Raw genomic sequence first — 23990 nt, 5'->3', positions numbered from 1 at the left:
GCCTATTCGTCGGTGGATGCGGCTTCGGTCTCGGCTTTCTTGCGTTTCTTCTTCTTGGCCGGTGGCGCGTCGGCCTCTTCGGTGACTTCGTAGCGCCGCACGTAGGCACCCGCGAAACCTTGCAGCGTGGCGGTGACGGGGATGGCGAGCAGGGCGCCGGTCGGACCGAGTAACGCGGCGCCCGCGATCACCGCCCCGAAGGCCACCGCCGGATGCATGTCCAGGGTGGTCGCGGTGATGCGCGGCTGCAGAACATAGTTCTCGAACTGCTGATAGGCGATGATGAACAGCAGAATCCACAGCGCCGTGATCGGGTCGTGCACCAACGCCACCAGTACCGGTAGCGCGCCGGCCATATAGGTGCCGACGGTCGGAATAAACTGGGAGACAACGCCGACCCACAATGCCAGGGCGAACGCCGACGGCACATCGAGCACCCGCAACGCGACGTAGTGCGCGATCGCCGAGCACAGGGCAAGCAGTGCGCGCGAATAGATGTAGCCCCCGGTCTTCTCGACCGCGATGTCCCAGGCCCGCAGCACATGCTTCTGCTGTTTCGGCGGCAGCAGCGAACACACCCAGGTGCGGAAACGCGGTCCGTCGGCGGCGAAGTAGAACGTGAACAGCAGCACGCCGAGCAGCTGGAACAGCGCGCCGATCGCGACAGTGCCGATGCCCCAGACATTTCCGGCCAGACCGACCAGGTACTTCTCGATGGTGGAACTCCACTCCGAGGCGTACTTGGTCAGATCGTCGCCCGAAATATCCTGGTGGAAGGTCGAATTGACCCAGTCGACCAGATCCTGGACGTAGTCCGGGGCGTTGGTCACCAGCATGGTCACCTGGTTGACCAGCAGCGCGCCCAGCGTCCACACGAACGCGACGATCACCACCAGCACCACCAGGAACACCGCGCCGGTGCCCGCCCCGCGCCGAACACCGCGCGCGGCAAGCCAATTCACCGCGGGTTCGATCGCGAACGCCAAAAAGATCGACACCAGCAGCACCGTGAGCAGGCCCTGCATCTTGCCGAGCACCCAGAACGCCGCGATCAACCCGGCGACCGCGAGCACGGCGTACAGCAGTGCCCGCGGCAGCCAGCGCGGCGGCGTACGCACCGACCAGAAGGCGGGCAGGGCGCTCACGTCGACGGACTGCGCGGCGGGTTCAGCGGATTCGTCCTGGGCAACCACGAATGTCACGGTACCCAGGACGTGCGCCGACAGCCTGTCGGCGCGCTCGCCTCACACGGTGGCTGTGTCGATCACGAACCGGTACTGCACATCGCTGGCGACCACGCGGTCGTACGCGGAGTCGATCTCGTCGGCGGAGATCAGTTCGATCTCCGCGCCGATGCCGTGCGAGGCACAGAAATTCAGCATCTCCTGGGTCTGCGCGACGCCACCGATCATCGAACCGGCCAGCGACCGGCGGAAACCGGCGAGGTTGCGCCCGGTGACACTCATCGGGTGCTCCGGCAGGCCGAGGATGACGAGCGTGCCGTCGAGGGCGAGCAGGCGCAGGTAGCTGTCGATGGGCAGGTCGGCCGACACCGTGTTGATGATCAGGTCGAACTGGCCGCGCAGCTGACGGAAGGTTTCCTTGTCGCTGGTGGCGTAGTAGTGGTGAGCGCCCATACGCAGGCCGTCGTCACGCTTGCGCAACGACTGGCTGAGCACCGTCACCTCCGCGCCCAGCGCCGCGGCGATCTTCACGCCGACGTGCCCGAGCCCGCCCATCCCGATGATCGCGACCTTCTTACCCGGCCCCGCGTTCCAGTGCTTCAGCGGTGAGAACAGCGTGATGCCCGCGCACAGCAGCGGCGCGGCGACATCGAGGCCGATGCCCTCGGGAATCGCGACGACGAAGCTCTCGTCGACCACGATCTGAGTGGAGTAGCCGCCCATCGTGTAGCCGCCGGGCTGCGCGGACTCGGGCACCCTCGAGTTGTAGGTCCAGGTGGGGCCGTTGGTGCAGTACTGCTCCTCACCCGCCAGGCACGGCACGCACTTGCCGCACGAGTTCACCAGGCAGCCGACGCCGACCCGATCGCCCACCTGGTACTTGTGCACCGACGAGCCGACGGCGGCGACGATGCCCGCGATCTCGTGACCGGGCACGCACGGATACTGCGCGCCACCCCACTCGTCACGCGCGGTGTGGATATCGGAATGGCAGATACCGGCGTATTTGATATCGATCAGCACATCGTCGGGACCGACTTCGCGACGTTCGATCGTGACCTTCTCGAAGGCCCCGTCGGGAGAGGGCTTGGCGTAGGCGGCAGCGGTGCTCATGGCTACATGCCTACAGCCGCATGCGTGTCTTTGCCAACCCACCGCGTCCGTATCGAGACCAGCGGACGCCGAAAACGGGTCACAATGGACTGGTCGGCTCGCGAGAGAGGACATGTGCTGTGAAGCGTGTCGGACGAGTGCTGGTGACGATGATGGCGGCGCTGCTCGGGGTGTGCGCGTTCCTCGGGTATCGCGGGGAGATCGCCGTGGTCGAGCCGGAGTTCGTGGCGCAGGCACAGGCGCCCGTGCTGGTGCCGCTGGATCCCGCGCTGGTCGCCGGGCAGGTGGGATCGGCGCTGGTCAATATCGATGTCGACGCGGCCGGTTTGGGGATCGGAGCGGCCGGGTCGGGGATCGTGCTCACCCCCGACGGGCAGATCCTCACCAGCCATCACGTGATCAAAGGCGCCGAGGCGCTGACCGTCACCGATATCGCCAACGGTCTCGTCTACGAGGCCACCGTCCTGGGCTACGACTCCGGCGCCGATATCGCGCTGCTGTCGCTGGGCGGGGCCACGGACCTGCCGACCGCGCGCCTCGGCACCTCGGCTGATCTGCGGATCAGCCAGGACGTGCTGGCGATCGGTGATGCGGGTGGCGACGGCGGCGAGCCGACGGCGGTCGCCGGTCCGATCACCGATCTGGACGCCACGATCGTCGCCATGAACTCCGCCGACCTCACTCGCAAGGCATTGAACGGGATGGTGGAGGTCGCCGCACCGGTGATGGGCGGGCAGTCCGGCGGCGCGCTGGCCGACGCGTCCGGTGCGGTGGTCGGGGTGATCACGGCGGCGTCGGGCGAGGATTCCCGAGCCAAGGGCAAACCGGCCAACGGCTACGCGGTCCCCATCGACACCGCCCTGCGGATCGTGGCGCAGATCCGTTCGGGCACGCCCACCGACACCGTCCACATCGGCCCGACCGCCACCCTCGGCGTGCAGGTGATCGATGCCAGACCGGCAGGTGCCCAGGTGAGCTGGGCGTTCTACGGCCAACCCGCTCGCGAAGCCGGGATCAACATCGGCGACGTGATCACCGCGGTCGACGGCACCTCGATCACCACCGCCAAGGCACTGAGCGCGGCCATCAACACCCGCAAGCCCGCTGACTCCATCCGGCTCGAGGTGACCTCCCCCCACGGCACCACCCGAATCGTCGACGTAGTCCTGGCCTACGGAACACCCAACTGACCCGTGGCCGCTGAGAACGACGTCACTCGAGCGTGTGCAGCAGTTCGATGAGGGTGAGGCGGAGCTTTTCCATCTGGGGGCGGCTGTAGAGGGTGGTGTCGTATTCGAGTTGGAGGGTGAGGCGGCCCGCGATGGTGAAGGCGGTGAGTTTCGGGGGCATGGCGGGACCCATGGCGTAGATGTCGTCGCGGACGAACGCGATGTGGCCGGGGATCGCATGGGGTCGGACGCGGCCGATGTTGGAGAGCGCGAAGGTCGGCGGCGCGGTGAGGAGGGCGGCGGTGACGTCGTCGTTCACGAGCTGGGTGGCGAGCGGGAAGAGCGCGGGTTCGCGACGGTCCAGGCCGGCGCGCAGGCCGGTGTCGACCGAACGAGCGAGTTCGAGCTGAGTGGTCTCGCCGGTCGCCAGGACCAGCGTGCCGCCGCCCGAGGCGTAGTTGACGATCGTGTCGACGGGCACCGGCGGGTCGAATTCCGCGCGGACGTCGGCCGCGTAGCCACAGAACAGCGGCACGCTGCCCGATTCGGGGAACCGGGTTCTGACGGCCGCCAGCACCGCACCGGTGAGCACGCTGTTCACCGAAAGACCGTGGGAGCGCGCCGCTGCCACCAGTTCGGCGGTCTCCTCGGCGGTCAGTTCGATGCGCTGCATCGCGAATCGGCCGAGCCGGTCGGTGCCGGTGCCGTCGCGGGGCAGTGTTCGAGGCGCGTCCTCGGGGTTCATCGTCGCCGCGCCCGCCCTGACCTCGGCCAACCACGCTTCAGCCGCCGCGAACGAAACCACGTCGGCCAAGCGGGTATCCATGGCCTCGGGCATCGACTGATCCGAATCCACTTCCGGCACAGACTTATCCGTCACGTGCGCCGTGTAGTGCCGCCACAGCTGTCCGAGCAGCGCGAATCCTGATCTGCCATCGGAGATTCCGTGATGGATGACCAACACGATCTGCTGACGCAGGCCCGCACGCAGCAGGTATGCGCGGAACAGCCCGTCGCTCCAGTCCCGCGGGCCGTTGACCAGCGCCAGATATTCGGCCTCCCCACCTTCGACCAGGTCCAGCCGAGGCCGGAACGCGTCGTCGCGGACGAAATAGCCCACACCGTCCTCGGTCACCACCCGGCTGCGCAGCAGCGGATGCGCCGCGGCGAGCTCGTCGAGCACCGTGCGCAGGATCGCGGGGTCCAGCTCGCCGTGCACGGTGGTGCCGAGGAACAGCGGCATCCCGCCGGTCGGGACGCTGCCGATGGTCGTGCCGGTGCCGAAGTAGCTGGATTCGAACGGGGAGATACGTCGCCGAGAGGTCATGGTCGAGAACATACATCTGTTTCATACACTTGTCACTGACGTTTGTTTGAAACTGATGTCACAAACAGATGTATGCGCGACTTGCTATCGTGCGCGAGTGGGAACGCGCGAAGATCTCCTGGAAGCCGCCAAGCAATGCCTGGCCGAACGCGGCTATGCCCGCACCACCGTGCGCGACATCGTCGCCGCCTCCGGCACCAACCTCGCGGCCATCAACTACCACTTCGGCACCCGCGACAAGCTGCTCCAACAGGCGATGCTGGAATCCAGCGCGACCGCGGTGACGCAGATCCTCGACGCGCTACCCGCCGACGACCCGACCGATCCCACCGCCCGCCTCGAAGCGTTCTGGCACAGCCTGATCACCTCGTTCGTCGAGAACGCGCCACTGTGGCACGCCAACGCCGAAAGCCTGAACCAGGCACTGCACTCCCCCGAACTGCGCGCCGAACTCGCCGACGCGCAGGGACGAGCCCGCCGCGGCCTGACCGATGCCTTCGGCGACGGCGACAACAATGTCGGCGCGATCCTGCAGACGATGATCGGCGGCCTGCTCCTGCAATGGCTGATCGACCCGGACAACGCCCCCTCCGCGGCCGAGCTCACGGCGGGTGCCCGCGCCATGATCCGCGCCTGACGCGCTCCACCACCGACCGGCACGCGACGATCTCACCCGGTCCGGGCGATGTGCGCCGGTCGCGCATCAGCGGATGCTGGTGTCGCGCGGTCCGACGACGGTCGCGCGACGTGGACGCCAGGACGAGGAGCGCACATGCCGGATCAGAACGTCCCCGCATTGACCGCACAGGCCTATCTGTACGGATTCCCCCTGGTCTTCAACCTCGATTCGATCGAGCGATTGCTCCGCGAGGGCATCGGCGGCATCCCCGCGACGCCGTTCAACGACTTCTCCCATGCCCGCACCCTCGCCGACGCCTCGGCGACCTTCGTCTCGGTCAACAACGACACCGTGTATTCGATCGCCCTGATCGACCTTTCAGTCGGCCCGATAACCTTCCACGTGCCTGATGCCGGCGATCGGTACTACGTCATGCAGTTCATCGACGCCTGGACCGACAACTTCGCCTACGTCGGCACCCGGGCCACCGGAAACCGCGCGGGTGACTACCTCCTCGTACCACCGGGATGGACCGGTACTGCCCCTGACGACACGACGGTCATCCATTTCCCCACCGTTGTCGGCGTGATCGCCGGTCGATGGGCCTGCGCCGGCGCGGACGACCTCCCCGCCGTGCACGCCCTGCAGGACGCACTGACCTTGACACCCGCCGACCGCGGCGCACAGCCGACGGGACTTCCGTCACCGGATCCGACGGTCGCCCCGGATCTGATGTTCCTCGAGAAGGTCCGTGTCTGGTCGCAGGCCTTTCCTCCCGCGAAGCGCGATCTCGCGCTCCAGGAATCGTTCGCGCCGATCGGCCTGACGACAGCGGGCACCTCGCCCTACCCGTCCCTCGACCCTGATCGAGCATCCGCGCTGCGCGCCGGATTGGGTGAGGGCCAGGAAGAACTGAGCAACGCGACGAAGGGCGGGGCAGGCGCCGGGGAGAACGGCTGGCAGTCGACACTGCACCTCTTCGACTACAACATCGACTTCTTCGAGGTCGGCACGCTCGACGACGAGAACTTCAAGATCACCGACCCCGAACAGCGCATCATCGCGCGCGCCGTAGCCGCCAAGGCCGGACTCTGGGGCAACCACGCCTACGAGGCCGCCTACGCGATGATCTACACCGACAGCACCGGCGGGCAGTTGACCGGCGCGAACACCTACACCCTGCGCCTGGACCCCACCCCGCCGGTGAGCGCCTTCTGGTCGGTCACCATGTACTCGACCCCGGACTTCTACCTCTGCGCCAACCCGATCGACCGCTACTCGATCGGCGACCGCACCCCCGGCCTCGTCTACGACGACAACGGCGCCCTCACGATCACCATCAGCCACGCCGAGCCCACCGACCCCAAGGCCCGCGCCAACTGGCTCCCCGCCCCGGAAGGCGACTTCCGCCCCTGCCTGCGCATGTACGAGCCCCAGCCACCGGTCCTCGACCAGACCTACGTCCTCCCCCCGATCACCAGAACCTGACCCCAGGCACAGCCCGCGGCCCGACCTCATCGAACGGTTCGAGTATCAGTCGAGGTGCTGGCGCCCTCAGCTATCGAGCGGGCGCACCAGGCGCAGGACGGCGTTCACCGAGGCATCGACGAGTGCGTCGTCCAACGGCAGATGACCGAAGAGTGCGCGGAAGTAGATCGTCGCCGCGACCGTGTCGAGGACGAAGTCGAGATCTATGTCCGGATCGACCTCGCCGCGCCTCATCGCCGAGCGCAGGGCGTTCGCGGTGGTTTCCCTGCGTGGCTCGAAGACCGTGGACAGGAAGTGCGCGCGCAGTTCAGGGTCGTTCGTCAGGTCTGCCACCAGCGCGGGCAGCACCCGATCTAGTGGGGTGTCGCGCAGCGCGGCGACGAGGCCGCGCAGGGCCGCGGTGAGATCTGCGCGCAGATCGCCGGTGTCGTCCGTCGGCCGGACACCGAGCAGATCGGCGACCACCGCGACGACCAGATGCCGCTTGGACGGCCAGCGCCGGTAGATCGCCGGGCGATGGATGCCCGACCTGGTCGCCACCGCACCGATCGACAGTTCGGCGTAGCCGTTGTCGTCGAGCAGCTGCCGGGTGGCGGCCAGCACCGCGACATCGATCCGGTCCTCGCGCGCGCGTCCGGGCATCAGAAGACCGGCCGTGGCACGAGCATGACGATCCACCCATCCGGATCGGGAAATGCCATACCGCCGTTGGCCGCCCAGTACGGATTCTGCGCGGGCACCGGCTCGACCCCGAACTCACCGAGCCGCTCCACCACGTCGAACATCGGCGCCGCACCGTCGAAATAGAGCACCAGCAGGTTCTCCGCGCTGGGCGCCGCACCCGGGCTGCCGTCGACATGACTGGTGAACTCGAGGTGGTAATCGGCGCCGGGCAAACCGACCATTACCCCGTCGTATCCGGCATGGTTCTCGAACCGGTACAGCTCGCGCAGCCCGAGCCCGTCGACATAGAAGCGCACCACCTCGTCGAGCCGATCCGTCGGGCGCGCGATCCGAACCTGCGCTACACGTAAGGAATCCGGCCAGGTCATCACAGTCATACCACAACGGTACAGTACGTACCGTAATAAACCCGGTGCTGGGCGTAGGGACCATCCGGCAACAAAAAAGGCGCACCGAAACCCGGTGCGCCCTTTTTGCTTTGTTCGCTTACTTCTCGGTCGCGGCAGCCTCCTGCGCGGCCAACGCGCGGCGGCGGACCCGGCGAGCCGCGGCCACCATGTTGCGCAACGACGGCTCCAGCTGCCAGTAATGGCGGGTCTTGAGGCCGCCGTCGGGGTTGGCCCACAACCGTTGCGGGGTCACGGCATTCGCGGCCTGGGTGAGCAGCTCGTCGAACTCGTCGATATCGGGGATGCGGGCCGAGCGGCTCTCGTACACGCCGGGGCCGACGCCGTGGGTGAGGCCGTGGCCCGAGGACAGGTCCTCGGTGAGCGCCTCGATGACCCATTCGATCGAGCGGGTCGCCACGATGGCGGTGACGTCGGCGTCGAGCTGATCGATCGCGTCGACCACCTCGGTGCGGCCGGAATAGCCGATGTGGGTGTGGATCTGGGTGTCGGAACGCACGCCGGAGGTGGCCAGCTTGAACGCGCCGACCGCCCAGCGCAGGTACTCCTCACGGCCGTGCGGGCGGGCGGGGAGCAGCTCACGGATGGCGGGTTCGTCGACCTGGATGATCGCGATCCCGGCCTTCTCCAGGTCGACCACTTCGTCGCGGATGGCGAGTGCCACCTGGTCGGCCGTCTCGTAGAGCGGCTGATCCTGGCGGACGAACGAACGCGCCAGCATCGTGACCGGCCCGGTGACCATGCCCTTCACCGGTTTGTCGGTCAGCGACTGCGCGTAGGTGGTCCACTCCACCGACATCGGTGCCGGCCGTGCCACGTCGCCGTAGACGATCGGCGGTCGCACACAGCGCGAGCCGTACACCTGCACCCAGCCGAAGCGGGTGGTGGCGAAACCGTCGAGCTGCTCGGCGAAGAACTGGATCATGTCGTTGCGTTCGTGCTCACCGTGCACGAACACGTCGAGGCCGATGTCTTCCTGGAGCCGGATCGTGGCCTCGATCTCGGCCTCGACCTGCTTGCGGTAGTCGTCGTCGGACAGCCGGCCCGAGGCCACCTCGTGGCGGGCCTGGCGCAGCTTGCCGCTCTGCGGGAACGAACCGAGCGTGGTGGCGGGCACCAACGGCAGGTTCAACCGCTCCTGCTGCGCGGCCGCGCGCTCGTCGTAGGGCGCGCGTTCACGCATCTCGGGCGTCACGGCGTACACCCGCTGGCGCACCGCGTGCTTCTGCTTGAAGTGCACCTCGGTCGGCCGCTTGCGCCAGTTCTCCGACGGGCCCTCGGTGAGTGCCTTGGCGAGTGAGACGACCTCGCCCACCTTCTGTTTCGCGAAGGCGAGCCGGTCGGCGACATTGCCTTCGATGTCGTACTCGGCGAGCACGTCGTAGGGCACGTGCAGCAGCGTGGTGCCGGTCGACACCACCAGATCCGGGCACACCTCGGCGATCGCGTTGAGGTAGCTCAACGTGACGAAACGGTCGGCCCGCCACACGTTCTGGCCACTGATGACACCCGCGTAGATCCGCTTGCGCCGGATCCCCGGGATCGCCGCCAGTTCCTCCGGCTGCATCCGGTAGGAGGCCAGATCGAGTCCGATGGCCTCGACATTGCTCGCGGCCAGAATCCGCAGCGCCTCGCCGAAGTCGCCGTACTGCCCGGTGACCAGGATGCGCGGACGCAGCGGCGCCTTCGCCAGCTGGTTGTAGGCCTTCTCGAACGCGGCGAGCTCGGCGGGCGTGCGCTCGCCGGTGAAGCAGGGCTCGTCGAGCTGCACGCAGGTCGACCCGCGCTTGGCGAGGATCTCGAACAGCTCTTCGTAGAACGGCAGCAGCTGATCGAGCAGGCTCAACGTGTCGAACTCGGCCTCGCCCGGCACATGCCCGGCCTTCGACAGCAGCAGCAACGACACCGGTCCGAGGACCACCGGACGCAGCTCGATCCCGCGGGCGGCAGCCCGGTCCCACTCGTCGAGCAGGGCCTGCGGATGCAGCGAGAACGTGGTGTCGGCGTCGAGTTCGGGCTGGCGGTAGTGGTAGTTGGTGCCGAAGAAACGCACCAGCTCGAGCGGCGGGGTGTCCGGGTTGCCGCGCGCCATCAGGAAGTAGAAGTCGAGCGGGTCGAGCCCGGCCTCGAACTCCTTGAAACGCGAGGGCACAGCGCCGAACAGCAGCGCGTTGTCGAGGATGTGATCGTAGAAGGAGAAGGTGTTGCCCGGCACCTGCGTGAGTCCGGTCGCGGCCAGTTCGTTGAACTGACGCTCCTGGATATCGCGTCCTACCGTGAGCAGTTCCTCGCGTTCGAGCGATCCGCGCCAATACGACTCGAGCGCACGCTTGAGCTCTCGGTGCGGACCGATCCTCGGGTATCCGAGAACGCTCGACCCGAATCCATCGGTGACGTTGACCATGACCGCCGATACTCCCTTTCGATCACACGCTGCGCTCGAGACATAGCACCGGGCAAGCAAGCACGTCCGGCAACAGCAGCTTAAGCCGCAAGAACGCCCCCGCGCCGCTCCCCCCGCAAACCCCGAGCACCTGAGCGCCTTTTGTAAGTCTCTCTAGGGGCCCGCCCTGATCTGGACTGACCGAAGGGTGCGACGAAGGAGTACCCGTAGGGAGGGAAGATCAGGGGCCCGAAGGGCCCCGCTCGAGCGCGCCAGCGCTCCAATGAACACAGCCACCAGACGACCCCGAGCGGGTAAACCTGATGCGTCCCTACCGAACAGCCCGAATCCGGGCTGTTCGGACGAGTCCCCTATTTGCCGTACTGGTAGAACCCGGCTCCGGTCTTCTTACCGAGCAGGCCGGCCTCCACCATGCGCATCAGCAGCGGCGGGGCGGAGTACAGCGGCTCCTTGAACTCCGAGTACATCGAGTCCGCGATGGACTTCACGGTGTCGAGGCCGACGAGGTCGGTCAGCGCCAGCGGCCCCATCGGGTGGGCACAGCCGAGCACCATCGCCTTGTCGACGTCGTCCTTGGTGGCGAAGCCCGACTCGACCATTCGGATGGCCGAGAGCAGGTACGGCACCAGCAGCGCGTTGACGACGAAACCGGAGCGGTCCGCCGAGCGCACGATCTGCTTGCCGAGGATCTCGGCGGCGAACTGCTCGGCGCGCTTGGCGACCGGCTCGCTGGTCTTGAGCGTGGTGACCAGCTCGACCAGCGGCAGCACCGGCACCGGGTTGAAGAAGTGCAGACCGACCACGCGCTCGGGGTTCGCGGTGGCGACGGCGATCTTCATGATCGGGATCGAGGAGGTGTTGGAGGCGAGCACGGCGTCGGGGTCGGTGACGACCTTGTCCAGCTCGCTGAAGATGGCCGTCTTGACCTCTTCGTTCTCGACAACGGCCTCGACCACCAGCTGACGGTCGGCGAAGTCGCTGAGATCGGAGGTGAAGCGCAGCCGCCATGCGGCCTGCTCGCGCTCGCGCTCGGTGATCTTGCCGCTGCTCACGCCACGGTCCAGCGAACGCAGGATCCGGGCACGGCCCGCGGCGGCGAGTTCACGGGTGGTCTCGTAGACGAGGACGTCGACGTGCGCGCGTGCGCACACCTCCGCGATGCCCGCGCCCATCTGTCCGGCGCCGATGATGCCAACGCGCTGAATCTTCTCGCTGCTGCTCACGTCCCGCTCCTGCTGTGTGTCTGGCTGTGGGGTGGCTGGGGAGGTCATAGCGACCAAAGTATAGGGATGCCCTCCCTCACCGAGGGCTGATCGGCGAGGGAGGGCGTACACCCCTACCGGAGTAGAGGGAAGGCGTTGCCGGTCAAAGCAACTCCGAGGGGGATCAGTGGAACTGACCCTCTTCGGTGGAGCCCTTCAGGGCGGCGGTCGACGTGTTGGGGTCGACGGTGGTGGCGATGGTGTCGAAGTAGCCGGCACCGACCTCACGCTGGTGCTTGATGGCGGTGAAGCCACGCTCGGCAGCGGCCTTGAACTCGCGCTCCTGCAGGTCGACGAACGCGGTCATGCCCTCGCGGGCGTAGCCGTGCGCCAGGTCGAACATGCCGTAGTTGAGCGAGTGGAAGCCCGCCAGGGTGATGAACTGGAACTTGAAGCCCATCGCGCCGAGCTCACGCTGGAACTTCGCGATGGTCGCGTCGTCCAGGTGCGCCTTCCAGTTGAACGAAGGCGAGCAGTTGTAGGCCAGCAGCTGGTCCGGGAACTCGCTGCGAACCGACTCGGCGAACTTGCGCGCGACCTCGAGATCCGGGATACCGGTCTCCATCCAGATGAGGTCGGCGAACGGGGCGTAGGCCTTGGCACGCGCGATGCAGGGCTCGATGCCGTTCTTCACACCGAAGAAGCCCTCGGCGGTACGGGTGCCGTCCAGGAACTCACGGTCGCGCTCGTCCACATCGGAGGTGATGAGGGTGGCGGCCTCGGCGTCGGTGCGGGCGATGATCACCGACGGCACGTCGGCGACGTCGGCGGCCAGACGCGCGGAGGTCAGGGTGCGGATGTGCTGCTGGGTGGGGATCAGCACCTTGCCACCGAGGTGGCCGCACTTCTTCTCCGAAGCCAGCTGGTCTTCCCAGTGGACACCGGCGGCACCGGCCACGATCATGGCCTTCTGCAGCTCGTAGGCGTTCAGGGCGCCACCGAAGCCGGCCTCGGCGTCGGCCACGATCGGGGCCAGCCAGTTCTTGACCGACTCGTCGCCCTCGACCTTGGAGATCTCGTCGGCGCGCGACAGGGCGTTGTTGATGCGACGCACCACCGCGGGAACCGAGTTCGCCGGGTACAGCGACTGGTCCGGGTAGGTGTGGCCGGACAGGTTGGCGTCACCGGCGACCTGCCAACCGGACAGGTAGATGGCCTTCAGGCCGGCGCGAACCTGCTGCACGGCCTGGTTGCCGGTGAGGGCGCCCAGCGAGTTGATGTAGTCCTCGTTGTTCACGAGGTCCCACAGGATCTCCGAACCGCGACGGGCGAGGGTGTGCTCCTCGACGACGTTGCCCTGCAGCTTGGAAACCTGCTCGGCGGAGTAGGTGCGGGTCAGGCCCTTCCAACGCGGGTTGGTGTCCCAATCCTGCTGGATTTCCGCTGCGGTCTTCGGGGTGCCGGGGAGAGACATCTCTTGACTCCACTTCCTCGTGTGGTCGGTGCTCCACGCAGTCGGCGTGCGAATCAACCGGTGGCTGAACGCTTTCGGTTGCACATCTCGTACTGCTGGAGCAATTTGCAGGCTTGCTAGGACTTACTAGGGCCCAAGGGGTGTACTTCCAAACAATGGCACACCCAGAAATAGCCGTCTACCTGTTGGTTGTGTGAATCTCAGCTAGTTTTGCCGACGCGTTTGCTAACTTTGCGAAATTAGCGGGCCGATTGCAAGGACTCCGCCTACCAGCGAGTAGCGCTGACCTGGAGTTTTAGCATAACGCTCGTACTGTTAGCGATCATCAGGTGGGCACGCGCCGACACTCCCGAGCCTGGCAGTCTGTGAGTCGTTTCACACACCACGCCGGACACGAATGATGTGCGTGTCGTCACTCGATTCGGTCACGACGCGGGTATCGATCCCATCGCCCCCCAGAAGTGGACACTCATCCGCCGAGGCGAAAGAGTGAGCCCATGAGGATTCCGAGGATCGCGGCGGCAACGCTGACCGCGTTGGCGGCGGCGCTGAGCCTGGCGCCGGTGGCGAGCGCGCAACCGGCCGAGGCGGCAGGCACCGTCGTCGGCGTCGAGTCACTGTCCCCCGCGGCCACCCTGCCCGGATCGGCCCGCGCCGAGCGCCTGCTCTACCGCTCGACCACCGCGGGCGACCAGCCGACCACCACCAGCGCGGCCGTGTACTTCCCCGCGGGCGAAGCCCCGCAGGGCGGCTGGCCGGTGATCGCGTGGGCACACGGCACCGTCGGACTCGGCGACGACTGCGCCTACAGCGTGGCCGGGCCCGCCGCGGTCGAGCGGGACCGGGCCTACCTCGGCACCTGGTTGAAGCAGGGCTACGCGATCGTGGCCGCCGACTACGCGGGCCTGGGCGGACCCGGCGAACATCCCTATCTGAACGGCATCGCCGAAGCGCACAACGTGGTCGACGGGGTCAAGGCCGCGACCGAGCAGTACGCGTCCCTGTCGAACAAGTGGGCCGTGGTCGGCCAGTCCCAGGGCGCCGGCGCCGCGGTGTTCACCGCTCGCTACGCCACCGAATTCGGCGGCACCGGCCTGGACTACCGCGGCGCGGTCGGCACCGGCGTGCCCGCCTACATCGAGGACGTCATCGGGCTCATCGGCCCCGGCGTGCCCCCGATCGCCCTGAGCTCGCACCTCACCGCGTACGTCCTCTACATCCTCAGCGGCCTGCGCACCACCTACCCCGACCTGGATATCGACGGCCTGCTCACCGACACCGGCCGCGCCTGGCTCGCCCGCGCCCAAACCGGCTGCATCGGCCCACTGGGCGACGAGCTGGCCGCGGCGAAGCCCTCGGTCGGCAGCATGTTCGCCCGCCCGCTGTCGTCGATCCCCGACGTCCACGGCCTGCTCGCGCGCTACATGGGCCTGCCCGAATCCGGCTTCGACCGCCCCCTCTTCCTGGGCCAGGGTCTGCGGGACACCGATGTGGTCACCCCTGAAACCCTCCGCTACGCCGCGCTCCTCCAGGCCAACGGCCAGCCCGTCACCTTCCGCACCTATCCCACCGACCACGACGGCACCGTCAACGCCTCCCTGGTCGATTCCCTCCCCTTCGTCAGCGCGTTGTTCGACTGACGACGAGCACGACAACGGCCCCGCGCTACGCCGAGTAGCTTGGGGCCGTTGCTGTTTCGATACGTAGAGTCGCCGGAGTGAGAATTATTCGATCCGCCGCCCTGGCCGCTTTCGTGCTGCTGCTCGCACCGGCTTTCGCGCACGCCGACCCGCCGCCGCCGATCTTCACCCCGGAAGAGCAGTGCGAGACCACGCGCACCCTGGTCGACAACGTCCGCGCCGCGAAACCGGATGCGACGCCGGAGGAGATCGCGGACACGTTCGTCGACTACATGGACTCCATGGGCGCCTACAACCGCGTTCCGCAGGCCAAGGAATCCGATCGCCAGATCACGCTGAGCAATATCGAACGCTGCGGTTTGGCCTAGACACCGAGTCGACGTCGGCCCCTTAGAGGGGTCGACGTTTCGCGTCAGTTGCCCAGGAGCCGGACGCCCGCCGGATACACCTTGCGCCAGTGCTCGGCGATGTCGATGCGGCGGGTTATCCACACCCGGTCGTGGGATTGGACGTGGTCGAGGAAGCGTTCCAGGGCGGCGGTGCGGGCGGGACGGCCCGCGATACGGCAGTGCAGGCCCACGGAGAGCATTTTCGGGGTGTCCTCGGCCCCTTCGCGGTAGAGGACGTCGAAGGCGTCGCGCAGGTGGGCGTAGAACTCCTCGCCGTTGGCGAAGCCCGCCGGGGAGGCGAAGCGCATGTCGTTGGTGTCGAGGGTGTACGGAACCACGAGGTGGCTCTGGCCGCGCACCTCGGTCCAGTAGGGCAGGTCGTCGGCGTAGGAGTCGGAGTCGTAGACGAAACCGCCCTGTTCGACGACCAATTCGCGGGTGTTCGGGGAGTCGCGGCCGGTGTACCAGCCGAGCGGGGCGGAGCCGGTGAGCTCGGTGAGGATGCGGATCGCCTCGGCCATGTCGGCGCGTTCGATATCGCGATCGATCAGCTGATAGGACTTCCATTGCAAGCCGTGGCAGGCGATTTCGTGGCCCAGTTCGGAAAAGGCCGCCACCGCTTCGGGATTGCGCTGCATGGCTCGCGCCACCGCGAAGACGGTGAGCGGCAGGTCCCGCCGTTCGAAGGCGCGCAGCACCCGCCACAACCCGGCGCGCGAACCGTATTCGTAGAGCGATTCCATGCTCATGTGCCGGTTCGGGAAGGCATCGGCGGGCGTCATCTCGGAGAGGAAGGTCTCCGAATGCGGCGAACCGTCGAGGACGTTGTTCTCCCCGCCCTCTTCATAATTCAGTACGAACTGCACGGCGATCTGCGCATCGTCGGGCCATTGCGGGTCGGGCGGATTCGGCCCGTACCCGACGAAATCGCGAACATCGCGCCCACCCGTCGCCCGGCCACCACCGCCCATGGAATCGCTGCGTGATACTGCGCTCATCCGAGCTCCCCGTAGAGCCGCAGCCGCGCGAGGCCGCCGTCGGGATAGATGTCGAGGCGTACCTCCACGACGGAGGCGGCTGCGGGCTGTAGCACGAACCGGTGGCGGGTGTCGGGCAGCAGGTCGGTGCGCGGCAAGAGCTCGACTTCGGTTCCGTCACTGGTGAATCCGGTGAGTGAGGCCGCGCCGGGGCTGTTGCCGAGGAAGCAGGAAGTGTCGATCTCGGCCAGCCGGATCGCCCCCGGGCCCGCGAGCTGGATTCGTACCCAGTCGTTTCCGTCGTCGCGGCGGCGTGCCGTCTCCCAGCCGTCGCCCATTTCCCTGGCCAGGCCGGGGTAGAGCAGCTGGTTGGGCGAGCTGTAGAACCGGTTGGAGCAGTCGAGCACGACGGCGCCGTTCTCCAGCGCGGCGAGATCGAGTGGGCCGAGGCCGAGCAGCGCGGGATCGGGGCGGCCTTCGCCGTGCACGCGCAGGCGGGCGACGCCGCCGTCCGGATGCATGGTGAGTTTCACATGGGTCCAGCGGTTCTCGCTGTCGATGGCGAAGGGGTTGCGGCTGTCACCACCGACCTTCACGCGGTCGAGCAGGGTCACCCAGTCGGTGCGGGCCGCGATCTGCTCGGCAGGCGGGTAGCCCTCGACAGCCAGCGCCGACAGCGATACCTCGGGCGGGAAGTTGCCCTTGAACCAGGCGGTGTCGACCACGACGCCACGGATCACGCCGGGCACGCCGAGGCGCACGACGGCCGAATCGTCGCCGGGCTTGCCGCGGTGCCTGCGGGTCTCCCAGCCGTCGTAGACCTGGCCCTTGTGGCCGAACGTCGCCGGCTGGTACTCCGACGGACCCGGGCTGACCAGGTTCTCCTTCTCCGCGAAGAATTCGTCGTTCGCCCAGATCACGGAACCGCCGAGGGTGCGGACGGCCAGATCAGGGAGCAGGGTGAAATCGTCGCTGCCGGTGAATCGGCTCACGGGTGCCTCCTGGGGTCGGGTGCCATATTACTGGTATACCGCTATTTGTGCCGGGCTCATCACGTCGCGCGCACCCGTCGAGCGGCGAGATCGAGCAGAACCTCGCCGGTCAGACCCGGCGCATCGGCGAGCAGTTCGGCCTCGGTGAACGCACCGGCACGCAGGCCGCGCAGCACGGTGCTCGCCAAGGCTTCGGCGGTCGCGGGCTCGTCCATCACACCCCCGCCACGCCGGTCCAGGTAGGCGATCAGGCGCGGCACCGCCACCTCGCGCGCGCCGCGGAAGAAGTCGTAGGTGGCGAGCCAGCGGGTGATCAGGTGGCCGGGGTGCATGTCCCAGCCCTGGTAGTAGCCGCGGCGCAAGGCCCGCTCGACCAGGCGGTGGTGGTTGGCCATGGCGCCTTCGGGATCGACGTCGGGGACGATCTGGGTGGAGCCGTCACAGATCCACACCCCCGTCTGCGCGGCGGCGACCTGCATCACCGACTTGGCGTAGTCGGCGGCGGGATGGTCGAGGGCCTGATCGGTGGCCGCGATGCCGCAGGCGGCGGTGTAGTCGTAGGTACCGAAATGCAGTGCGCTACAGCGGCCGTCGGCCAGGTGGATCATCTTGACGATGGGCGCGGTGCCGTCGGGGGCGACAATCGCCTGCGGGCTCTCGATCTGGAGCTCGAAACGTAGCGACCGTTCGGGCAGGCCGTGGCCGCGCTCGAGTCCGGTGCACAGATCGACGATCGCCGACACCTGTTCCGCGGCGCGGATCTTGGGCACCGTGAACACGAATCCGGGCAGTGCGCCGCCCGCCCCGTCGAGGACGAGTTCGAGAGTGCGCAACGCGCGCCGACGTTCGTTCGCGGCCAGACCTTTCGTCCGAACACCGAACGAGACCGGTGCGCCGGGCTTGTCGGCCCATGCCGCCAGCGCCTCGCCCGCCGCCTTCGCCGCCGCGTCCTCCTCGTCATCGGCCCGGAACCCGTAACCGTCCTCGAAGTCGATGCGCATGTCCTGCACCGGCCGGTCCGTGAGTCGACGGCGCACGACCGGGAGCGAACCGGTGACATCGAGACCGACGAGGAAGTCGGCGTGGCGATGCAGTAGCTCCAAGGCGGTGGCGCCCCACTCGGCGGGGGTCTGCGCGGTGGCGCGGTCGGCCGGCACGTAGGCGGTGTGCACGGGTTGGACCCGGTCACCGGCTCCTGGGTAGCGCACGCGCAGTTCGGCGTCGACGGAGTCGAGCACCGAGTCGATGCGGGCTCGAATATGTTCGGGCAGGCGAGTATTCACCCGGCGGTTCCTTCCTTGACGGCCCGCCACACACGATCGGCGGTCATCGGTAGTCGGTAAGGGCGGACACCGACGGCGTCGCGGATCGCGTTCGCCAGGGCGGGGGCCACCGGGTTGTAGGGGGACTCACTCATCGATTTGGCACCCAGCGGGCCCAGTTCGTCACTGGTTTCGGCGAAATACACCTCGGTGCGGGGCAGATCGGCGAACTGCGGAACGTGATAGTGGCGCAGCGTCCGCGTGGTCACCACGCCGGACTCGGATCGCATGTCCTCGTAGAGCGCGGTCCCGATCGCCTGGGCGACGCCGCCTTCCACCTGCCCACGCAGCTGCACGGGGTTCAGCACCGTGCCCGCGTCGGCGACCTGGACCGACTGCAATATCTGTACCGCACCGGTCGAGGGCTGGACCGCCACCCGGAACGCGTGGACATTGAAGCTCACCGAGCGCGGGGTGCCCGCGTGGCTGCCGTGGGCGACGAGCTCGCCGTCGGCGAGCAGTTGCGCCGCGGTGATCAGTTCGTCGCCGCAGCGCACGCCGCTCGCTTCGAGCAGACAGTCGCGTTCGGGGTGACCGCTCACCTTCGCCGCCCTCGCCAACATCATCGCGTGCAGTTCGAGCGCCGCCGCGTAGGAGGCTTTGCCCGCGACCATGGTGCCGGTGGAGCCGAACGCGCCGGTATCGTGGCCGACCACGTCGGTGTCGGACTGACGGATCACGATTCGCTCGGCGGCGGTGGCCAGCGCCGTTGCCGCGAGCTGGGCGTGGACGGTGGTGGTGCCGTTGCCGAATTCCGCGGTGCCGACCCCGATTTCGTAGCGGCCGTCGGGCAGCAGGCTCGCCGTGGCATCGGCATGATGTCCGCGCGGGGGCACGGTCGCGATCATCGCCACCGCCATGCCCTCCCCCACCTGCCAATCCGGTCCGGGCGCGGCGACACCGTTGCCGCGCAGGAGCGCCCGCTGGGCGGTGTCGAGGCACTGGTCGAGGCCGTAACTACCGAAGGTCAGGTCGGACTCGTCGATTTCGGCGGCGGTGAACCGGTCGCCCGGGATCACCACATTGCGACGGCGGAATTCGAAGGGGTCGATGCCGAGTTCGCGGGCCAGTTCGTCGATCGCCGACTCGACACCGAAGATCACCTGGCCGAGTCCGTAGCCACGGAACGCGCCAGAGGGAACGTTGTTGGTGTACACCGCTTGTGCGTCGACCCGCTTGTTCGGGCAGCGGTAGACGGCCACCGATTCGCCGACGGAATGGAACATCACGCCGGCGCTGTGGTTGCCGTACGCGCCCGCGTCGGCGAGTACGTCCACCGAGAGCGCGGTCAGGATGCCCGCCGCGTCGGCGGCCACGGTGACCGCGACCCGCATCGGATGACGGCACGTGGCCGAGGTGAATTCGTCGGTGCGGGTGAACTCGTACTGCACGGGATGCCCGGTGCGGAGCACGGCCAGGGCGATCAGGTCCTCGGCCAGCATCTCCTGCTTGGCCCCGAAGCCGCCGCCGACGCGAGTCGCGAACACCCGCACGCGGTCTCGACCCAGCCCGAACAGGTGGCACAGTTCGTCGCGGACCAGGAACGGCACCTGGGTACTCGAGCGAACGACGAGCCTGCCCGTGTCGTCGAGCCAGCCGATCCCGCCATGGGTCTCCAGGTGCACGTGCTGCACGCGCGGCGAATTCCACACGCCGCTCACCACTTTCGCGGCCTGCTCGATACCGGCTTCGAAATCACCGACACCACCGTGGATCTCGGCGATCAGATTGCGCTGCGCGTCGGCGATCCGTGCCGAGTCCGGCTTGTCGGCATGCAGCACCGGCGCGCCATCGGCCAACGCTGCCTCGGGCTCGAAGACCGCGGGCAGCACCTCGTACTCCACGTGCAGCGCTCGCACCCCCGCACGTGCGGCGTCCACGGTCTCCCCCACCACCGCGGCTACCCGCTGCCCCACGAACCGGACCGTGCTGTCGAGCACGAAGGTGTCGTCCGGATCGTCCTCGCGCAGTTCGTGGCGAGCCGTGGAGAACGCGGTTCGCGGTCCATCCACATGTGTCAACACCACCCGCACACCCGCAACAGCCCGCGCCGCGGCCACGTCGATGGACACGATCCGCGCATGCGCGTGCGGACTGGTCAGCACGGCCAGATGCCACGGGGCCACCGGCGGCATCCGCTCCCCCGCCCCCGGCACCACATCCATCGTGAACGCCTCCGCACCCCGCACGATCCGCGCCCCAGCGGGCGCCCCCACACCGTCTCCGATCTGCCCCGCCCGATACTTCCGCCGCATCACCCCACCGACCCGCGCCTGCGCCCCCACCACGGCAGACACCCCGACCTGCGGCCCCTCCGCCGCCGACACCGTGGTGACCTCACCAGCCAACCTGCCCGGGTGACCGTGTGTCACATACGACTCGACAGCAGGGCCCGCCGCATCGAACGACTCACCGGATCGCGCCACCTCATCGCTTCCCGGCCGAACATCTCCTCCACCGATCGAATGAGCGGACCGACCGTCATCGCTACGCACCGCGGGGGCCGGGTACGCGTCGGGCGAAGCTTCAGCGGGGGATGATTCCGCGCCCGCCTGCTTCCCGACTTCTTCGGCAACGCTGCGCGTGCCTGACGAACTATCGTCGAATCGGTCAGCAGTCGCCTCACCGAGCCCGGACGTCTCTTCCGCGACATGGGTCCGCGTCGAGGCGTTCGCCGCACGATGCCCCTTCCCCGTGCACAGTGGGCCGGATTCCTCCGCGCGGTGCGGCGACGAGTCGGCCTCGCCAGTTGTACACAGTGATGCACAGGGTGCGGCCAAGGCATCGGCGATGGCGCGATAGCCCGTGCAGCGGCACAGGTTTCCCTTCAGCAGCTCGGCGCGTTCGGCGTCGGTGACTGCCTGAGCAGGCAAGTTGTCCACAGCTGTGTCGGGGCGGGCGGCGGCCAGACCCGATGCTGTCACCACCATTCCCGCAGTGCAGAAACCACATTGGAAAGCGGCGTTCTCGACGAAGCCGCGCTGCACCGGGTTCGGGGTATCCGCGTCGCCGAGGCCCGCGGCGGTCGTCACCGCGCGGTCGGCGGCGCGGTGGGCCGGGATCAGGCAGGAGTGGACGGGTTCGCCGTCGAGCAGCACCGAGCAGGCTCCGCAGTCGCCGGAGTCACAGCCCTTCTTGACCGCGAGCTCGCCGTGCTCGCGGAGCACCGTGCGCAGGCACTGGCCGGGCCGCGCGGTCACTTCGACCGCGCGGCCGTCGATATCGAGCCTCATGAACCACCTCCGTGTTCCGTGGTCAGCACGAGGCGGCCGCGCAGGCCACCTCGGGCCAGTCGGGTGTGCGCATCGGCGGCTTGCTCGAGCGGCAGGGTGCCGGCCACGCGCAGGGCGAGGTCGTAGCCGACGAGCGTGGCCAGGGCTGCGCCGTCGGCGCTGATCCAGGCGTGGTGAACGCGAATGCCGCGCAACGGAACCGGGTCGGCGCCACCGACGACGGTGACGAACGACCCCCGGTTGCGCACTGCGGCAAGCGCTCCGGCGCCCAGGCCCGCCGTGTCCAGGACGGCATCGACACCACCGGGCACCAGCGCACGGACCGCCTCGGCCAGGTCCGGCGTCTCCCGCGGCACTACCCACTCCGCACCGAGCCCGCGCACGAAGCCGGCGTCCTCGGCGCGGACCTGCGCGATCACCCTGAGTCCACGCCACCGCGCGGCGATCTCGACCGCGAAACCGCCCACTGCACCGGCCGCACCGGTCACCAGCACACTGTCGCCTTCGGCGAGATCGAGCAGATCGAGCGCCTGAAAAGCGGTGAGCCCGTTCAGCGGGAGCGTCGCGGCCTCCGCCGCCGAGCGGCCGACGGGAGCCGCTGCCACCGCCGACGCGTCGAGCACGAGGTAGTCCGCGTAGCTGCCCAGCGACCGGTCGAGCAGATCACGAAGCCCGATCACGGGCTGTCCCACCGCGAAACCGGGCACGCCGGCGCCGACCTCGTCGATCTCGCCCGCCACGTCCCAGCCGATCCCGGTCACCGGTCGCGGCGCCATCAGACCGGCTTCGACCAGCGCACCCGCCCTGGTCACCGCGTCGACCGGGTTCACCGCGGCCGCCGACACCCGGATCCGCACCTGACCTGGCCCCGGCGCAGGCACCGGCACCTCGACGAGTTCGAGTGCTTCCGGTCCGCCGAAGGTATGGACGACAACTGCGCGCATGATGATCTCTCTCTTCCGTAGGTACTGACCGAACCTAGGGAGAGCTACTCTCTATCGGGAAGTACGCACTGCGAAGTGCCTACCGCACGCGAGGGAGAGCGATGAGTACGCGGACCGCCGCCGAGCGCCGCGCCGAGGCGGGCGCGGCTTACAACGCCTACGTGGCCGAATGCCCGGCGCGTCAGCTGCTGGACCGGATCGGCGACAAGTGGGTGAGTCTGGCGATCAACGCGCTGGCCGACGGTTCGCTGCGCTACAGCGAACTGAACCAGCGGCTGGCGGGGGTGAGCCAGAAGATGCTCACCCAGACCCTGCGCAATCTCGAACGCGACGGCCTGGTCACCCGCACCGTGCTGCCCGAGGTGCCGGTTCGCGTCGAGTACCGGCTCACTCCGCTCGGCGAGGACTTGCTGCCGGTGATGCGCACCATCAAGGGCTGGGCCGAGCAGCACATGGATCGGGTGCTCACCGCCCGCGCCGCCTACGACGCCACGCGCTGAACTCACGACGCCTCCCGCAGTTCGGCGGCCACCTCTGCGGCCAGCAGCCCGGTCACGTGCTCGCGCCAGTCCGGCGCACCGTGTGGATCGTCGAACCACACGTCGGGATCGATCTCGGCCAGCGCGTAGTTCAGCTCGGATGGCGAAGGGACGGAATCGAAGTCGAGAACGATCGGGCGAACGGTCGCCGCCGTGACGGTGATCGCGCACCGGCCGTCGGCCGCACGCCTGCCCATCACCACCGACCCGGAACGCCCGAGCGGAGCCAAGGCCACCTTGCGAAAGCTGGTGCGCGCCACCAGGCTCGAGGTGGGAACGACGAACGAGCGCACGACAGCGCCCGAGCCCAGCAGGTTCTCCCCCGGTCCGGTGACGAAGTCGCGCAGGGAGATTCGTCGCTCGCCACCGCCGCGCGGCCAGATCACCGCGGTCGCGTCCAAGGCGACGAGCGCGCCGAGCACCGCGCCTGCGGGCAGTGACAGACACACGTTCCCGCCGACCGTCGCCGTACGCCAGATCTTGTGCGAGGCCAGCAGCGCCCGGCAGGACTGCGCGAACAGCGCCGTACCCGGCCACTCCGGTCGCATGGTCGAGGTGCCGAGTTCCCGGCCGGGACGGGCACCGGCGAACTCCGCCAGCGTGCACGTCGCGGCGATCTCCAGCCCCGGTGCGGACTCGGTCAGCGGCGCCCAGCCCAGGGTGGTGATGTCGACGAGCGTATCGAGATGATCGTGCGGTTCGGAGAACAGGAAAGTACCGCCCGCCAGCACCGCGCTGCCCGCTCCGACCTGCGCCAGATCGGCGCGTTCGCGGGCGAGAACAATCTCGGAAACAGTGTCCAGATCCACGTTCACCTCGCTAACCTCACCGGCCACAGTAGGGGCCGGGAGTTGCCACGATGTTGCACGAAACCCGCGCCAGA

The 23990-nt window shown here is 68.1% G+C and carries 20 protein-coding genes; 6 read left to right on the top strand and 14 right to left on the bottom strand.

Features of this window, described 5'->3' with window-relative positions:
• Positions 1 to 2: 2 nt before the first annotated feature.
• Positions 3 to 1193 carry an AI-2E family transporter gene (locus tag ACFVVI_RS13710; protein WP_387445645.1) on the bottom strand — a complete coding sequence of 397 codons (1191 nt, stop codon included), beginning with the start codon at positions 1191 to 1193 and terminating at the stop codon, positions 3 to 5.
• Between the two features lie 51 nt (positions 1194 to 1244).
• On the bottom strand, positions 1245 to 2297 hold the full coding sequence (locus ACFVVI_RS13705; RefSeq protein WP_378991088.1) for an NAD(P)-dependent alcohol dehydrogenase: 1053 nt from the start codon (positions 2295 to 2297) through the stop codon (positions 1245 to 1247).
• A 119-nt stretch (positions 2298 to 2416) separates the two neighbouring features.
• Between ACFVVI_RS13705 and ACFVVI_RS13700 the strand changes: the two genes are divergently transcribed.
• Positions 2417 to 3487 carry a S1C family serine protease gene (locus ACFVVI_RS13700; RefSeq protein ID WP_378991089.1) on the top strand — a complete coding sequence of 357 codons (1071 nt, stop codon included), beginning with the start codon at positions 2417 to 2419 and terminating at the stop codon, positions 3485 to 3487.
• Between the two features lie 22 nt (positions 3488 to 3509).
• On the opposite strand, the gene ACFVVI_RS13695 is transcribed toward ACFVVI_RS13700, so the two are convergent.
• Complete coding sequence (locus tag ACFVVI_RS13695) at positions 3510 to 4793, bottom strand: hypothetical protein (protein WP_387445642.1); 1284 nt, start codon at positions 4791 to 4793, stop codon at positions 3510 to 3512.
• A gap of 97 nt (positions 4794 to 4890) precedes the next feature.
• On the opposite strand from ACFVVI_RS13695, the gene ACFVVI_RS13690 reads away from it, so the two are divergent.
• Positions 4891 to 5430, top strand: a complete 540-nt coding sequence (locus ACFVVI_RS13690; RefSeq protein ID WP_387445640.1) for a TetR/AcrR family transcriptional regulator — start codon at positions 4891 to 4893, stop codon at positions 5428 to 5430.
• A gap of 135 nt (positions 5431 to 5565) precedes the next feature.
• Positions 5566 to 6900, top strand: coding sequence for a DUF1254 domain-containing protein (locus tag ACFVVI_RS13685; RefSeq protein WP_387445638.1), 1335 nt, complete (start codon positions 5566 to 5568; stop codon positions 6898 to 6900).
• 66 nt (positions 6901 to 6966) lie between these two features.
• On the opposite strand, the gene ACFVVI_RS13680 is transcribed toward ACFVVI_RS13685, so the two are convergent.
• The 5 genes from ACFVVI_RS13680 to aceA form a co-directional block, all read right to left on the bottom strand.
• Positions 6967 to 7542, bottom strand: coding sequence for a TetR/AcrR family transcriptional regulator (locus ACFVVI_RS13680; protein WP_387445637.1), 576 nt, complete (start codon positions 7540 to 7542; stop codon positions 6967 to 6969).
• The gene (locus tag ACFVVI_RS13675) at positions 7542 to 7961 is read right to left on the bottom strand and encodes a VOC family protein (protein WP_379316328.1); all 420 of its coding nucleotides are present in this window, start codon (positions 7959 to 7961) and stop codon (positions 7542 to 7544) included. Before ACFVVI_RS13675 ends, ACFVVI_RS13680 begins: the two co-directional genes overlap by 1 nt.
• A gap of 109 nt (positions 7962 to 8070) precedes the next feature.
• Positions 8071 to 10395: a 5-methyltetrahydropteroyltriglutamate--homocysteine S-methyltransferase gene (metE, locus tag ACFVVI_RS13670; protein WP_387445634.1), complete on the bottom strand. Its 2325-nt coding sequence runs from the start codon at positions 10393 to 10395 to the stop codon at positions 8071 to 8073.
• A 350-nt stretch (positions 10396 to 10745) separates the two neighbouring features.
• Positions 10746 to 11618 (bottom strand): 3-hydroxybutyryl-CoA dehydrogenase, encoded by an 873-nt coding sequence (locus ACFVVI_RS13665; protein ID WP_358186489.1) that lies wholly within the window; start codon positions 11616 to 11618, stop codon positions 10746 to 10748.
• 163 nt (positions 11619 to 11781) lie between these two features.
• Entirely contained in the window at positions 11782 to 13071 is a 1290-nt protein-coding gene (gene aceA, locus ACFVVI_RS13660) for an isocitrate lyase (protein WP_067450000.1), read from the bottom strand.
• A gap of 497 nt (positions 13072 to 13568) precedes the next feature.
• Here aceA and ACFVVI_RS13655 point away from each other — a divergent pair, with 497 nt between their 5' ends.
• Both ACFVVI_RS13655 and ACFVVI_RS13650 read left to right on the top strand, forming a co-directional pair.
• The gene (locus tag ACFVVI_RS13655; protein ID WP_387445632.1) at positions 13569 to 14711 is read left to right on the top strand and encodes a lipase family protein; all 1143 of its coding nucleotides are present in this window, start codon (positions 13569 to 13571) and stop codon (positions 14709 to 14711) included.
• A 77-nt stretch (positions 14712 to 14788) separates the two neighbouring features.
• Positions 14789 to 15079: a hypothetical protein gene (locus tag ACFVVI_RS13650; RefSeq protein WP_378633992.1), complete on the top strand. Its 291-nt coding sequence runs from the start codon at positions 14789 to 14791 to the stop codon at positions 15077 to 15079.
• 44 nt (positions 15080 to 15123) lie between these two features.
• Here ACFVVI_RS13650 and puuE read toward each other — a convergent pair whose 3' ends face one another.
• From puuE to ACFVVI_RS13625, 5 genes are read right to left on the bottom strand one after another with little or no spacing between them, the layout of a single operon-like run.
• Positions 15124 to 16071, bottom strand: a complete 948-nt coding sequence (puuE, locus tag ACFVVI_RS13645; RefSeq protein WP_387445884.1) for an allantoinase PuuE — start codon at positions 16069 to 16071, stop codon at positions 15124 to 15126.
• 23 nt (positions 16072 to 16094) lie between these two features.
• Positions 16095 to 17069 carry an allantoicase gene (gene alc / locus ACFVVI_RS13640; RefSeq protein WP_387445630.1) on the bottom strand — a complete coding sequence of 325 codons (975 nt, stop codon included), beginning with the start codon at positions 17067 to 17069 and terminating at the stop codon, positions 16095 to 16097.
• Positions 17070 to 17128: 59 nt separating this feature from the next.
• Positions 17129 to 18352, bottom strand: coding sequence for a DUF6986 family protein (locus ACFVVI_RS13635; RefSeq protein WP_387445628.1), 1224 nt, complete (start codon positions 18350 to 18352; stop codon positions 17129 to 17131).
• Positions 18349 to 21624, bottom strand: coding sequence for a molybdopterin-dependent oxidoreductase (locus ACFVVI_RS13630; protein WP_387445626.1), 3276 nt, complete (start codon positions 21622 to 21624; stop codon positions 18349 to 18351). Before ACFVVI_RS13630 ends, ACFVVI_RS13635 begins: the two co-directional genes overlap by 4 nt.
• Positions 21621 to 22568 carry an NADP-dependent oxidoreductase gene (locus ACFVVI_RS13625; RefSeq protein ID WP_387445624.1) on the bottom strand — a complete coding sequence of 316 codons (948 nt, stop codon included), beginning with the start codon at positions 22566 to 22568 and terminating at the stop codon, positions 21621 to 21623. The genes ACFVVI_RS13630 and ACFVVI_RS13625 overlap by 4 nt, the downstream gene beginning before the upstream one ends.
• Positions 22569 to 22669: 101 nt before the next feature.
• Here ACFVVI_RS13625 and ACFVVI_RS13620 point away from each other — a divergent pair, with 101 nt between their 5' ends.
• Complete coding sequence (locus ACFVVI_RS13620; protein WP_378991112.1) at positions 22670 to 23068, top strand: winged helix-turn-helix transcriptional regulator; 399 nt, start codon at positions 22670 to 22672, stop codon at positions 23066 to 23068.
• A 2-nt stretch (positions 23069 to 23070) separates the two neighbouring features.
• On the opposite strand, the gene ACFVVI_RS13615 is transcribed toward ACFVVI_RS13620, so the two are convergent.
• Positions 23071 to 23916 carry an FAD binding domain-containing protein gene (locus ACFVVI_RS13615; protein WP_378991244.1) on the bottom strand — a complete coding sequence of 282 codons (846 nt, stop codon included), beginning with the start codon at positions 23914 to 23916 and terminating at the stop codon, positions 23071 to 23073.
• Between the last annotated feature and the right edge of the window lie 74 nt (positions 23917 to 23990).

The organism is Nocardia sp. NPDC058114, assembly GCF_042884695.1.
In the GTDB taxonomy this organism is placed as follows: Bacteria; Actinomycetota; Actinomycetes; order Mycobacteriales; family Mycobacteriaceae; genus Nocardia.
The sequence above is the reverse complement of the archived record's forward strand: the minus strand, read 5'-3'. Positions and strand labels throughout refer to the sequence as shown.

Bases quoted from the DNA above. Each gene is read 5' to 3' on its own strand.
- ACFVVI_RS13705 (WP_378991088.1), bottom strand. From the start codon at position 2,297: ATGAGCACCGCTGCCGCCTACGCCAAGCCCTCTCCCGACGGGGCCTTC.
- ACFVVI_RS13695 (WP_387445642.1), bottom strand. From the start codon at position 4,793: ATGACCTCTCGGCGACGTATCTCCCCGTTCGAATCCAGCTACTTCGGC.
- ACFVVI_RS13685 (WP_387445638.1), top strand. From the start codon at position 5,566: ATGCCGGATCAGAACGTCCCCGCATTGACCGCACAGGCCTATCTGTAC.
- ACFVVI_RS13680 (WP_387445637.1), bottom strand. From the start codon at position 7,542: ATGCCCGGACGCGCGCGCGAGGACCGGATCGATGTCGCGGTGCTGGCC.
- ACFVVI_RS13675 (WP_379316328.1), bottom strand. From the start codon at position 7,961: ATGACTGTGATGACCTGGCCGGATTCCTTACGTGTAGCGCAGGTTCGG.
- metE (WP_387445634.1), bottom strand. From the start codon at position 10,395: ATGGTCAACGTCACCGATGGATTCGGGTCGAGCGTTCTCGGATACCCG.
- aceA (WP_067450000.1), bottom strand. From the start codon at position 13,071: ATGTCTCTCCCCGGCACCCCGAAGACCGCAGCGGAAATCCAGCAGGAT.
- ACFVVI_RS13655 (WP_387445632.1), top strand. From the start codon at position 13,569: ATGAGGATTCCGAGGATCGCGGCGGCAACGCTGACCGCGTTGGCGGCG.
- puuE (WP_387445884.1), bottom strand. From the start codon at position 16,071: ATGGGCGGTGGTGGCCGGGCGACGGGTGGGCGCGATGTTCGCGATTTC.
- ACFVVI_RS13630 (WP_387445626.1), bottom strand. From the start codon at position 21,624: ATGAGGCTCGATATCGACGGCCGCGCGGTCGAAGTGACCGCGCGGCCC.
- ACFVVI_RS13625 (WP_387445624.1), bottom strand. From the start codon at position 22,568: ATGCGCGCAGTTGTCGTCCATACCTTCGGCGGACCGGAAGCACTCGAA.
- ACFVVI_RS13620 (WP_378991112.1), top strand. From the start codon at position 22,670: ATGAGTACGCGGACCGCCGCCGAGCGCCGCGCCGAGGCGGGCGCGGCT.